This window comes from Streptomyces sp. NPDC002935, assembly GCF_040611295.1.
Taxonomy (GTDB): domain Bacteria; phylum Actinomycetota; class Actinomycetes; order Streptomycetales; family Streptomycetaceae; genus Streptomyces.
Window position 1 is genome coordinate 1 of sequence record NZ_JBEXNW010000022.1, and the last position, 12,227, is coordinate 12,227.

Below are 12,227 nucleotides of genomic sequence, written 5' to 3' on the forward strand. Positions count from 1 at the left end.
GCGCTGGTCGCCACGCTGTCCACGGACGACGAGGCGACGTACAGCCGACTGGGCCGCGGCGGTCGCCGTCCAGACCGGTGTCGCGGCGGCGAGCGAGGTGACCAACTCCCTCGGCGACAACGACGGGATGAAGGGCCACAACCAATAGGCCACGAGGCCCCGGGAGTTCGGGGCGGCGCCTCCTCGGCCCCACCGCGGCATGTCCGCGCGAACAGCCGCGGTGTCCCGGTGGAGCGATCACCGTGTTCCCGCCGGTCCGCCGCCCCGGACTCCGACCCCTGTACGTATCCAGCGCTTCGAGCCGGAAGAAGGAACCCCATGTCCACCGACGCCATGACGCGTCCCACGTACGGGAACTGGCGCAGGCCCCGCCGTCCCGGACTCGGTCCGCTGGGTCTGCTCGGCACCGTCGTCGCCTTCGGCGGACTGCTGGTGGCGCTGCTGGCGTCGCTGGTCTCGCTGGCCGCCGCGATCGTCGTCCTGGTGCCGGTCGGGCTCTTCCTCGCCCCGCTGGCGCTGCGTACGGTCGACGGCCGCAATGTCTACCAGGTCCTCGCGATCCGCCTCGGCTGGATGCGACGGAAGGCCAACGGCTCGCACACCTACCTCTCCGGACCGCTGTCCAGGCGGAGCGGCGGCCACTACCAGCCGCCGGGACTGCTCGCGCGTACCCGGATGCACGAGGGCCGCGACGCCTACAACCGTTCCTTCGGCGTGCTGCACCACCCGGGCCGCGGCCTGTACACGGTGGTGCTGGCCTGCGAACCGGACGGCGGTTCGCTCGTCGACCCCGCTCAGGTCGACATCTGGGTGGCCTCCTGGGGCGACTGGCTCGCGCGGCTCTCGCACGAGCCGGGCCTGCGCGGCGCCCAGGTCGTCGTGGAGACCGCCCCGGACACCGGGACGCGGCTCGCGGCCGAGGTGCTTCCCCGTATCGTGCCGGACGCCCCGGCGGCCGCGCGTGCCGTGATGGAGGAGGTCGTCGAGCGCTACCCGTCGGCGTCCTCCGAGATGCACACGTACATCGCCCTCACCTACGGCCCGACGGGCGGGCCCAAGCGCGGCACGGACGACATCGTCACCGATCTGTCGATGCGGCTGCCCGGCCTGCTGTCCGGGCTGGTCGCGGCGGGCGGCGGCAGCGCCTACCCGCTGTCGGCCGACCGGCTCGCCGAGATCGTCCGGGTGGCGTACGACCCCGCCATCGCGCCCGATGTGCTCAGCGCCCGCGCCGAGCACGCCACGACCGGTCTGGAGTGGAGCGACGCCGGCCCGGCCGCGGCCGTCGAGACCGTCACCTCGTACAAGCACGACTCGGGTGTCTCGCGCACCTGGATGCTGACGCTCGCGCCGCGCGGCACGGTCCGCTCCAGTGTGCTGCGCGGGCTCCTTGAGCCGGCTCCGGGAACCCGGCGCAAGCGGGTCTCGCTGATCTACCGGCCCATCGACCCGGCGACCTCCGCCCGCATCGTCGAGTCCGACCGGCGCACCGCGCACTTCATGGCGGGCTCGCGGCGCGGTCTCGTCCAGGCGCGGGCCAGTTCGGAGATGCAGGCCGCCGAGCAGACCGCGGCCGAGGAGGCGGCGGGCGCGGGGCTCGTGGAGTTCTCGCTGATGGTGACGGTCACCGTGGACGACGAGGAGCAGTTGCAGGACGCGGGCATCACCGTGCGCAACCTCCAGGCCTCGTCACGCATCCTCATGCGCCCCGCGGACCGTATGCAGGCCTCCGCCTTCACCTGCACGCTGCCGGTCGGCCTGCTGCCGTGGGAACACACCCTCGTTCCGTACCAGATCAGGGAGGCGCTGTGAGCAAGCAGTCGACGCGGCGGACCCCGGGGACTTCGCCCACCGCCCCGCCGCGTGGCTGGTACGGCCCCGCGGGCGGCCAGGTCGGGCATGTGGACCCGCCCGCGCTGTGGCGCGCGACCACCGTGCAGGCCTGCGGGCTGTGGCCGTTCGCGGCCGGCTCCGGCGCGCCGATGACCGGGGTGCCGCTCGGGCAGCATCTGCACACCGGGGCGACGGTGTGCGGCGACCCCATCTCCTGGTTCACGCGGGCCCGTTACATCTCCAACCCGTCGCTCTTCATGCTGGGCATGCCGGGCCTCGGCAAGTCGACCCTGGTCAACCGCATGCTGATCGGGATGTCCGCGACGGGCATCACGCCCCTGGTCCTCGGCGACCTGAAGCCCGACTACGCCGACACGGTACGGGCGTTGGGCGGCCAGGTGATCTCCATCGGCCGCGGGGTCGGCGGCATCAACGTCCTCGACCCGGGCGCGATGGGCGAGGCGGCGGTCCGGATCGGGGGCGAGCGCGGCCGGATCCTCGCGGCGGAGGCGCACGGCCGGGTCCTGAACATGGTCGCGGCGCTGATCACCATCGTGCGCGGACGTCCGATGGACGACCACGAGCAGTCGGTCCTGTCCGCCTGTCTGCACCATCTCGCGGAGCGGACGAAGCCAGGGCGGGCGCCGATCCTGCCGGATCTGCTGAAAGTGCTGGACGAGGGTCCGGACCGGGTCCGCGCGGTGACGCTCGACCGCGGGAACATGGCCCGCTACCAGGAGGCCGTGGACCCTCTGCACCGCTCGCTCCTTGGGGTGCTCGACGGGCCGCTCGGCGACACCTTCGCCACCGAGACCTCGACCCGGATCAACCCCGCCTCCCCCGCGGTCTGCGTGGACATCTCCCGGATCGGCGAGGCGGACACCCAGCTGACCGCCGCCGCGATGCTCGCTGCCTGGTCCGACGGGCTCGGTACGGTGGCCGCCGCGCACGCGCTCGCGGATGCCGGACTCGCCCCGCAGCGCTGGTTCTTCACCGTCCTCGACGAACTGTGGCGTCCGCTGCGGGCCGCCTCCGGCATCGTGGAACGGATCGACGCGCTGACCCGGCTGAACCGCTCGCTCGGCCTCGGCGACGCGAAGATCACCCACACCCTGAAGGACGCCGAGGCCCTCGGCAGCGAGTCCGACCGCGCGAAGGCGCGCGGCTTCGTGGAGCGGGCGGGCATGGTCGTCTGCGCCGGGCTTCCGCGGTCGGAGATGCGGGAACTCGGCGAGATCGTCGGCATGTCCGAGCGCGAGATCGAACTCGTCTCCTCGTGGTCGTCCCCGCCCGGCTGGGCCAGCACCGGCGGAAACGAGGAGCCGCCCGGGCGCGGACGCTTCCTGATCAAGGTGGGCGGCCGCCCAGGCATCCCGATCAAGGTGTCCATCACCGACACCGAGCGGGCCCTGCACAACACGAACACCCGCTGGTCGGAGGCGGGCAAGCCGTCGCTGTCCAAGCGGGAGGGCGGCCTGCGGTGAGAGCCACCGACCCGTCGCCGTCGGGGAGTTGAGACCCGGCCGTCGGACATTCCAGGGGCGGCGGGGGTGACAACCATCAACGGGGGGACCAGAGATGAGCAGCACGAAAAGGACGGCATCTGGCAGCGGGGAGGACTTCCTCCCCTGGATCGTGCCGGGGGCCGCCTTCCTCATAGGCACCGTGTTCTTCGGGGCGTGGCTCGGCGGAACGCTGGGCGCGGCGGTGAGCGGCGCCGGCTGGCACCCGCCGCCGTTCAGTCTGTCCACCCTGTCGACGCTGGTGAAGGACGGTCCCGGCACGGTATGGCCGACGGCCTCACCGACCGCGCTCGCCGCGGGCATGGCCACGGTCTTCGGCACCGTCGTGGCGGTGATCGTCGCCCTGATCACGCTCGTACGGCGCCGGATCACCGCGCCCACCGGCCTCGCCGGCCGCAAGGAACTGGCAGTCCTCCTGCCCAAGGGCGCCGCGCGGCGGGCCCGCCGACTCCGCCCGGGGCTGGCCAAGTTGCCGAAGGTCACCCCGGACGACACCGGGAACCTGATCGGCAACCTGGAGCCCCGCGGCCCCGAACTCCGTTCCAGTTACGAGGATGTCGAGCTCGACCTGATGGCGCCGCGCGCGGGCAAGTCCACCGGCATCGCGGTGCCACGCGTCCTGCGGGCCCGCGGCAGTGTGCTGCTGACGTCGAACAAGGCGGACGTGTACAGCGTGACGCGCGCGGAGCGTGAACGCGTGGGCCGGGTCTGGACGTTCGACCCCCAGGGCATCGCCCACTCTCCGCGTGCCCTGTGGTGGGACATGCTCGCCGACGCGGCCACGATCGAGGGCGCCCGCCGGCTGGCCGGGCACTTCGTGGGCGCGGTCAACGACGACGCGTCCCGCCGCGACTTCTGGATCTCGGCCGCCCAGAACACCCTCACCGCCCTGTTCCACGCGGCCCATCGGGGCGATCGGCGGATCGGCGAGGTGCTCGGCTGGCTGGCCGACCCGGCCGACCGCACCCCCGTCGACCTGCTGCGCGACGCCGGGATGACCGCCCTCGCCGACCAGTTGCAGGGCACCGTTCAGGGCGCGGTGGAGACCCGGGACGGCATCTACGAGACCGCCCGCCAGTGTGTGGCCTGTCTGCTCGACCCGTCGATCGCGGCGTGGGTGACACCCGATCCGGGGCTGCCGCAGTTCTTCCCCGACCGTCACGTCCTGTCCACCGACACGCTCTATCTGCTCTCCAAGGACGGCGGCGGCTCGGCGGCCGGTGTCGTCGCGGCGGCCGCGGACTCCGTGCTGCGCGCGGGGGTCGTCGCCGCCGAGCGGATGGGCGGACGTCTCGAACCGCCGATGACGGCGGTCCTCGACGAGGCGGCGAACGTCTGCCGGATCGCCGATCTCCCCGACCTGTACTCGCACTTCGGCTCGCGGGGCATCAACATCGTGACGCTGCTGCAGAGTTACCGGCAGGGCTCACGGGTGTGGGGCGAGGCCGGCATGGACACGCTCTGGTCCGCCGCCACCATCAAGCTGCTCGGCGCGGGCCTGGACGACGCCGACTTCGTGGAGAAGATCTCCCGGCTGGTCGGCGAGCACGACGTGTCGACGGTCAGCTGGTCCAAGGGCAGGGACGGGCGGTCCCGGTCGACCTCGTACCGCCTGGAACGCATCCTGCCCGCCGACCGCATCCGCGCGCTGCCCAAGGGGACGGCGCTGCTCCTGGCCACCGGCATCAGGCCCGCCCTGGTCCGGCTCCGGCCCTGGTACGCCGAACCGGGCGCCGACCGCATCGCGACGGCGGCGCAGGCCGAGGTGAAGGCCATCACCGCCCGCGCGGCCGAAAGGATCACGACCCGCCGGACGGAACACGACCCGATGACATCCGCCGCCGAAAGGAAGTCTCCCCGATGACGACCACCGCAGCCGAGGAGCAGCCCGGCGCCGCTCCGCCGTTCATCCTCTGTCTCGACGGCCCGGAATACGCCGAGGAGATGAGCCGACTGGCCGTCTGGGTCAGCGACTTGCTCCTTCCCGTCTACGGCCGCGAGGTCACCTCACAGCAGCCCTGGTGCCCCCGCTGGTGGGAGCACCCCGAGGCGGTCGCCCGGCTGCACGGACTGTGGCTGGCCTGGCAGGAGCACACCGACCCGGCGGCGGGCGCGTCCGGACCCGCCGTCTGGCACCGCGACCACCTCGGCGCCGTACTGAACGAACTCCGGTCTCCCAGCGGCCCGTTCGCGGGATGCAGGACGGGGGGCCACCGCCCGAAGACGCCGCCCGCGGTCGAGTCGTACGAGGATGCGGTCACGGCGTCCCGGCAGCCCGACCCGGATCCGTACGAGACCAGTCTTTGGTAGACGAGGAATACTCCGCTATGAACGACACCCCCGCACCCGGCGCCTCAGCCGCCGATTCGGCCCCCTCCCTGCGCGCCTACCTCGGCCTCTACGCCGCCGGGTTCGTCGAACGCGAGCAGATGATCGCGACCGTCGCCGCCTGGCCCTTCGAGACGGAGGAGGGACTGGACGAGGGCCACCCCGAGCCGACCCACCAGGACAACACGCTGTCGGTGCTCGCCGCGGCACGGCTGCTCGGCCAGGTGACCCGCGAGGACGTGGCGGAGATCCAGCGCCGGATCGACGGCCCGCCGGACGACCCGGCGGACGGGGCCGAGCGGCGGCCATGACCAGGAGCGACGGGCCGGAGGCGGGGCTCAGACCTGAATACCGCTCGCTGTACCGGGAGTTGCAGACCCGGATGTCGCCCGGCGGCGATCTCGCGCCGGGGGACGCGGACACGTTCGGCCAGTTCCGGCACGGTGCGCTGTGGACGCCGGACCGCGAGCGGATGCACGCGGCGATCCTGGAGGACTTCACGGCGCGCTGCGCGGGCCTGCCGCGCGACGGGCATGCCGCGCTGCTCACCGCCGGGGCCCCCGGTGCCGGAAAGGGCGGCGCGCTGCGCGGGCTCGCCGCGTGGCAGGGGCGCGACGACGAACTCGGGCGCGCCCTGCACCGGGTGCACGGTATCGACGTACGCGACTATGTGGTCCTGGACCCGGACGACTTCAAGGTGGCGCTCTTCGAGCACGGCGGCACGCCCCGACTGCCCGCACACGCCCGCGAGTTGTCCGACGGGCGGCGGGTCTCTCCGTCCGAGACGGCCTCGCTCACGCACCGCGAGTCGGCGTTCCTGCAGGGGACCTTCGAGCAGTGGGCGCGCGCCGAGGGCTACAACCTCCTCTACGACGCGACCCTGCGCGACCAGCGCTGGAACGAGAAGCTCCTCGGTGATCTCCGCGCCGACGGTTACGACCGACGCGTCCTGCTCTCGGTCGAGGTCCCCGTCGAGCAGTGCCTCGCGCAGAACGCCGGCCGCTGGCAGCACGGCCGCACCGAGTTCGACGCGGGGCGTGACCTGTACGGCGGCCGTATGGCTCCCGAGGCCATGATCAAGGACCTGTACGCGCGGAGCACCTCGGGCCGCGGCTTCTCCGTCGGCCGCGAGAACGCCGAGAAGCTGGTCGAGGGAGGACTGGCCACCGGGCTGATCACCTCGGAGCGGGGCACGTTCACCGCCGGCCGGGGAACGGGCACGGCCGCGGTGTCCGGGCTCGGCGCCTCCGCCGCCCACCGGCAGGGCGACGCCACGATCCGGGTCGCCGCCGCGGGACGGCTGCGGTCCGGAGGCGGGAGCGCGGCCCCGGCGGCCGGACGGGCGCCGACCGCGCCCGGAGCCCTGCCCCCGGGCGCTTCGGCCGTGCCGAGCCGCGCGCCCCGGCCCCCGCGTACGCCGTGAAGCGCTGCGGACAGGTCCTACGCGCCCGGCGGCGGGCTGAAGTGGTCGACACCCTCCAGGATGCGGCGCTTGCGGGCGATGTTCTCGAGGAGCGCGGCACGCTCGAAGCGGTGCGGGTTCCTGTGGAAGACCTCGCGGCCCCGCTCCGAGGTGATCAGCTCCTCGGGGACACGATCGGCGCCCTCCGGAAGGAACTTGAGGACCTCCTCCACCGCGGCGAGCGCGAACGCGGAACCCTCGCGCTGGTCGCGCCGCTCGGCGGGGGGCGTGTGCAGCAGCCGCAGCCCCGTGTCCGTGGCGATCTGGTCGGCGACCCACAGGAACTCCCCCGGGTCGATGATCCGCGAGGGCTCGGCTCCGCCGAACGCCGGTGGCGCGGGCGGGAGTTCGTCGGTGAGCCGGAACGCGAAGGAGCGGGCGCGGCCGCACCGGGGGCAGACCCCTTCGTACACCGCGACCAGTACACCGTCACGCTCGTCGAGACGGTGCTCGCGCTCGAAGTCCTCCGCCCCGCACACACACGCGTGCAGGTCCATGTAGAGGTGTGCTTCCTGCGTCGAACGGGCGATCAGCATGCCGAGATCTTACGTGCCGCGAGGCCGGCCAAGGGGGAGAGTGCCAGTGGACCAGGAACCGCTCGACCGCGGGGACACCGGCCCCACCGTCCCGGCGGACACCCGGCCGAACCCCCTGCGAGACGCGCGGCGGGACCCGCTGCGGGGCGCCCACTCGGACAGTCCGGCCACGGCCCCGGCGCCGCGGCCGGAGCCGGCCGTGATCACCGCGACCGACATCGCGGGCAGCCGCTTCGTCTCGGGCACCGGCCGAGCCCCTGATCCCGGGCGGCAGGCGGCCGTCGTCGCGCAGGCGGAGAGCGCCCTGCCGACGGTGGTGCGGAACCTGTACGCGGAGCGACTGCGCTCGGTGGAGCTGCGGCCCGGCGCCGCGGGCGACCGCTTCTTCGCGCTCACCGACGACCGGGGCAGAGATCTCACCCTGCGCCTGGACGCCGTACCGCTCCCCTCCGGAACGGTCGCCCGGACGCACGTCAACACCACCTCGGACCAGCACGTCGTCCAGCTTTCCGACCGGATGGACCCGCGCCAGGTCGGCCGGGCGCTCAGCCACGAGGTCGGCGAACTGCTCGCGGTGCGCGACCGGGCGACCCGTGCGGCCGCGGGTGACCCCGAGGTCGCGGGCGTCGCGCCGAGCCACGACGACCTGCTGGCCCGTGGCCGACTCGGCACCGCCGAACGGCGTCTGGGCCTCACCGAGGAGGACCTGGGCCGGGTCGGCGAGCTCAACTATCTGGCCGCCCGCATGAACGACGCCACGCTCGACGCCACCCGACGCGCGGAGGCGCGGGGCGAGTTGTCGGCGCTCATCGACCACAGCGGGCTGCGGCCACAGGCTGCGGCCGGTTCCGAGCGGTACGCGCTGGAACTCCAGGCCGCCGACATCCGCCGCGATGTCCTCGACCAGCACCTGACCCCGATGGCGACCGACGCCCTGCGTGAACTGGCCGTACCCGTCGAGCGGTTGGGCGCCGCCGATGGGGCCGAACTACGGGAGTTCCGGTCGCGTTCCGAGCACGCCCGGCCCCTCGGGACGTCCGCCGGCGCCCCTCCCCTGCCGGGCGTGCGGCCCGACGGCTCCCCCGTCCCCCGTGAGGAACTGGCCGCGGCGGCGGCGCGAGCGGCCGACCGGCGCACCCGGGCCGCCGCCGCCACCCTGGACCAGCTGCGCGCGGAGTCCGCCGCGACGGGCGAGTGGCCCGCCCGTCAGATCGTCATCGGCGGTGGCGCCAGCCTCGTCGGGCGGGATCCGGACGCCCTGCTCGTCGACGCGCGCGGCCGCTGGCACCTGGACCCGGGCCAGGGCATCGTCCAATCCCCCGACCAGGTACGGGACATGCGCACGACCGGGCTCGGCGACGCCCACCAGTTCGCCGACCCGACCGCGCGGGTGCCGCGCGACGCGGTACGCCTGTGGGAGGACCAGCTCGCGGTACGCGGACCGGTCGTCGACGGGACCGCGCGGCTGGTCCCGGCGCGGGACGGCCACCTGTACGCGCACATCCGGCCCGGCGACGGCTCCTCGGACGTCTACGTGAAGGTCCGGGGCACCCCGACCGTCGCCACCGGACTGCCGCCGGAGATGGTCCCCGGCGTCGACCGCCGGGACGTGGTGAACCTGCCGGAGGCCCTCGACGCCGTACGCGGACAACTGCCCGCAGATTCCCCGGTGCACGCCCGGCTGACCGGGGCGACCGGCGCCGAGCGGACACTCCAGGTCCTGCGGGAAGAAGGGGTGCTGGACGGACTGCGCGCGGCCGGCGGGGCGCGGGCGGCGCTCCAGACGCTCGACGCCACCGCTCGGTGGGAGCGGGCGAGGGCGGCCGCTCCCGGGCGGGTCTTCATCGGGGACGAGATCGCCGAGAACCGTTTCGACGTCAGCGCCGAGGGCGCCCCGAAGACCTGGCTGGTCGCGGGCGCGGGCGGCACGGGGGTGGCCAACGCCGAGATCATCCTGGAGGCCGACCCCGAGGCTCGGGTCACCCTCTACGGGCCGAACCTTCCGCCGGCGCTTGAGAACCAGGTGCAGTTCACCGCGATGCGCGAGCGGTTCGTCAGCGAGTACGGGGGTGACGGCCGCCTCACCATCGACATCCACCCCGACAACCGGGTCGGCGCGGTGCAGATGCGCACCGGGCCCGACGGGAAGCCCCGGTTCCGGGAGGGCCACGTGGAGGCGGAGGCGTATGTGGCGAGCCTCGGACGGACCGCGCCGATGCCGGAGGCCCTCCAGGATCTGAGTGAGCGGACCAGGGCCGGGGGCGGGCGGGTACGCGGGGACCTGATGTTCGACCAGGACCGGCAGTACCTCGGCTACGGCGTCACCTTCGAGACGGGGGGCGGGCAGCACCGCGTCGAGGTGACCGGCGCGGCCTCGCAGTTGCTGCCCCGCGATGTCTTTCCTCGCGACACCCAGGCCGCCCTGAACGCCATGGCCGCCCGCCAGGTCCCCTTCCAGAGCGGCAACGCGGCCCCGGGCTTCGCCCCCACGGCCCAGCAGGCCGCCCGGCTGGCCTCGGCACGCGAGCACGGGACGGTGGAACGGCACACCTCGGTTCCGGAGAGCTGGCGCAGGCCCGCGGTGGCGGGTGCGACGGCCGCGGCGACACCCGGGGTGCCGACCGCGGGTCCCGGAGGGCCCACCAACCCTGTCGCCGGCGCGGCCCGCCGTCAGTCCGTCCGGGGTTCGGCCACCCCTGGCGGCCCCGTTCCCGGTTCGGCGCCCGGGCCCGTCGCGCCGGGGCAGCCGCCGCGGGTGCCGCGCCCTCCGAAGCCTGGCGGCGCGCCTGGACGCTGACTGTGGTGTGGCCGGGGGCGGGTGCACGTGCGGCTCTCGGCCCTGGACGATTGCTTGCGTGTGCATATATTGTGCACGCATGTAGTCGACGCCGTTCGTGGCGCGCACCCCAGGGGGAACCATGACCCGCCATTTCCTGTTCCTGCTCGGCAGCAGCCGCACCGGCGGCAACACCGAACTGCTGGCCCGCAAGGCCGCCGAGCAGCTGCCCGCCGATGTCGAGCAGCGCTGGCTGAGCCTGGCCGAGCATCCGCTCCCCGACTTCGTGGACCTGCGCCGGGACAGCGACCATGTGCGTCCTCCCGCCGGGAGCGCCCCGGCCATGCTGCTCGACGCCACACTCGCGGCCACCGACATCGTGATCGCCTCACCGCTGTACTGGTACTCGGTGTCGGGACTGACCAAGCGCTACCTGGACTACTGGTCGGGCTGGCTGCGCACGCCCGGCATCGACTTCAAGGCCACCCTGGCCGGACGCACTCTCTGGGGCGTCACCGCGCTCGCGCACGAGGAGCAGGAGGTCGCCGACCCGCTGATCGGCACCCTGAACCACTCGGCGGCGTACATGCGGATGCGCTTCGGCGGGGTCCTGCTCGGCAACGGCAGCGGGCGCGGCGATGTGCTGAACGACGCCGAGGCACTGACGCGCGCGAAGACCTTCTTCGCGCAGGAACCGCCGCTCGCCCACTTCCCGTACAAGGCGTGAGGCGCCCGCGCCCCTGCCCGCCCGGACGGTGATGTCCGCGCGGTGATGTCCGCCCGGGCCGGTGCTGTCCCCGTCTAGGTGTTGATGTCCTTCGCCGTGAACCGCGCCCACGCCGCCGATCCGAACACGGCGGCGTACAGCCCCTGGAGGCCTAGATCGCGGACCAGGTCGTCCCAGTAGACCGGGTCGCGCATGAGGTCGGCGAAGGACATCCAGTAGTGGGAGAAGAAGTACGGCTGGAGCGCGTGCAGCTGGGGGATCTGGTCGAGGATCTGGACGGTGATGAGGAGGCCGACCGTCGTCGCCATGGCCGCGATGCCGCTGTTGGTGAGGGTGGAGACGAACAGGCCGAGTGCGGCGACGCCGGTCAGTGACGCGGCGACGACGAGGGCGATGAGCAGCGCGCGTCCGAGCCCCTCGGTGAAACCGATGCGGGTCCCGGAGATGGTGGTCAGCTCGCCCAGCGGGAACAGCAGCGCGCCCACCACGAGCGCCGAGACCGCCACCACCAGGGTCGCGACCAGGCAGAACGTCATCGTCGTCGCGTACTTCGTGAGCAGCAGCCGGGTGCGGCCGGCGGGCGCGACGAGGAGATAGCGCAGGGTGCCGGCGTTGGCCTCACCGGCGATCGCGTCGCCCGCGATGACACCGATCGCCATCGGCAGGAAGAAGGGGAGGGTCGCGGCGAGCGCGGTGAACACCAGGAACAGGCCGTTGTTGGTGATCTGCGCGATGAACGCGGGTCCCTCACCGCCGCCACCGCCCGCGGTCGAGCCGTCGCTCGTCTCCACCTTGATCGCGACGCCGATGAGGATCGGCACGGCCGCGAGCACACCGAGCAGGGCGATCGTCCGCCAGCGCCGGAAGGTCGTGACGAGTTCACTGCGGAAGAGCCCGAGCGTCCACAGCGGGCTCGGCGCCCGCCCGCTCTTCGCCCCCACGCGCACCGCCGCCCGCCCCGCGCCCCCGCCCGGCGCCTCCGTACCTGCCACTGCCACAGCCGCAGCCGCAGCCCCAACCGCTGAGCCGGTCCCCTCTTCCG

Annotated in this window: 10 protein-coding genes; 8 read left to right on the forward strand and 2 right to left on the reverse strand. The window is 73.5% G+C overall.

What is annotated here, in order from left to right; all coding sequences use genetic code 11:
- Positions 1-318 precede the first annotated feature (318 nt).
- The 6 genes from ABZX90_RS27050 to ABZX90_RS27075 all read left to right on the forward strand — a co-directional run bounded on the left by ABZX90_RS27050 (position 319) and on the right by ABZX90_RS27075 (position 7,107).
- Positions 319-1,812 (forward strand): SCO6880 family protein, encoded by a 1,494-nt coding sequence (locus ABZX90_RS27050; RefSeq protein ID WP_351124634.1) that lies wholly within the window; start codon positions 319-321, stop codon positions 1,810-1,812.
- The gene (locus tag ABZX90_RS27055) at positions 1,809-3,317 is read left to right on the forward strand and encodes an ATP/GTP-binding protein (protein WP_355208891.1); all 1,509 of its coding nucleotides are present in this window, start codon (positions 1,809-1,811) and stop codon (positions 3,315-3,317) included. Before ABZX90_RS27050 ends, ABZX90_RS27055 begins: the two co-directional genes overlap by 4 nt.
- A gap of 94 nt (positions 3,318-3,411) precedes the next feature.
- The gene (locus ABZX90_RS27060) at positions 3,412-5,220 is read left to right on the forward strand and encodes a TraM recognition domain-containing protein (RefSeq protein ID WP_355208894.1); all 1,809 of its coding nucleotides are present in this window, start codon (positions 3,412-3,414) and stop codon (positions 5,218-5,220) included.
- Entirely contained in the window at positions 5,217-5,666 is a 450-nt protein-coding gene (locus ABZX90_RS27065) for a DUF4913 domain-containing protein (RefSeq protein WP_355208897.1), read from the forward strand. Before ABZX90_RS27060 ends, ABZX90_RS27065 begins: the two co-directional genes overlap by 4 nt.
- Before the next feature lie 17 nt (positions 5,667-5,683).
- Positions 5,684-5,995 carry a hypothetical protein gene (locus ABZX90_RS27070; protein WP_355208900.1) on the forward strand — a complete coding sequence of 104 codons (312 nt, stop codon included), beginning with the start codon at positions 5,684-5,686 and terminating at the stop codon, positions 5,993-5,995.
- On the forward strand, positions 5,992-7,107 hold the full coding sequence (locus ABZX90_RS27075; RefSeq protein ID WP_355208903.1) for a zeta toxin family protein: 1,116 nt from the start codon (positions 5,992-5,994) through the stop codon (positions 7,105-7,107). Before ABZX90_RS27070 ends, ABZX90_RS27075 begins: the two co-directional genes overlap by 4 nt.
- A gap of 17 nt (positions 7,108-7,124) precedes the next feature.
- Here the strand turns inward: ABZX90_RS27075 and ABZX90_RS27080 are convergent, their stop codons facing one another.
- Complete coding sequence (locus ABZX90_RS27080; protein ID WP_355208906.1) at positions 7,125-7,682, reverse strand: hypothetical protein; 558 nt, start codon at positions 7,680-7,682, stop codon at positions 7,125-7,127.
- A 46-nt stretch (positions 7,683-7,728) separates the two neighbouring features.
- Here ABZX90_RS27080 and ABZX90_RS27085 point away from each other — a divergent pair, with 46 nt between their 5' ends.
- Both ABZX90_RS27085 and ABZX90_RS27090 read left to right on the forward strand, forming a co-directional pair.
- On the forward strand, positions 7,729-10,479 hold the full coding sequence (locus ABZX90_RS27085) for a hypothetical protein (RefSeq protein ID WP_355208909.1): 2,751 nt from the start codon (positions 7,729-7,731) through the stop codon (positions 10,477-10,479).
- A 121-nt stretch (positions 10,480-10,600) separates the two neighbouring features.
- Entirely contained in the window at positions 10,601-11,185 is a 585-nt protein-coding gene (locus ABZX90_RS27090) for an NAD(P)H-dependent oxidoreductase (RefSeq protein ID WP_355208912.1), read from the forward strand.
- Between the two features lie 74 nt (positions 11,186-11,259).
- Here the strand turns inward: ABZX90_RS27090 and ABZX90_RS27095 are convergent, their stop codons facing one another.
- Positions 11,260-12,132 carry an ABC transporter permease gene (locus ABZX90_RS27095; RefSeq protein WP_355209134.1) on the reverse strand — a complete coding sequence of 291 codons (873 nt, stop codon included), beginning with the start codon at positions 12,130-12,132 and terminating at the stop codon, positions 11,260-11,262.
- Between the last annotated feature and the right edge of the window lie 95 nt (positions 12,133-12,227).

Coding starts and splice junctions, on each gene's coding strand:
- ABZX90_RS27050 (WP_351124634.1), top strand. CDS start 319: ATGTCCACCGACGCCATGACGCGTCCCACGTACGGGAACTGGCGCAGG.
- ABZX90_RS27060 (WP_355208894.1), top strand. CDS start 3,412: ATGAGCAGCACGAAAAGGACGGCATCTGGCAGCGGGGAGGACTTCCTC.
- ABZX90_RS27065 (WP_355208897.1), top strand. CDS start 5,217: ATGACGACCACCGCAGCCGAGGAGCAGCCCGGCGCCGCTCCGCCGTTC.
- ABZX90_RS27070 (WP_355208900.1), top strand. CDS start 5,684: ATGAACGACACCCCCGCACCCGGCGCCTCAGCCGCCGATTCGGCCCCC.
- ABZX90_RS27075 (WP_355208903.1), top strand. CDS start 5,992: ATGACCAGGAGCGACGGGCCGGAGGCGGGGCTCAGACCTGAATACCGC.
- ABZX90_RS27080 (WP_355208906.1), bottom strand. CDS start 7,682: ATGCTGATCGCCCGTTCGACGCAGGAAGCACACCTCTACATGGACCTG.
- ABZX90_RS27090 (WP_355208912.1), top strand. CDS start 10,601: ATGACCCGCCATTTCCTGTTCCTGCTCGGCAGCAGCCGCACCGGCGGC.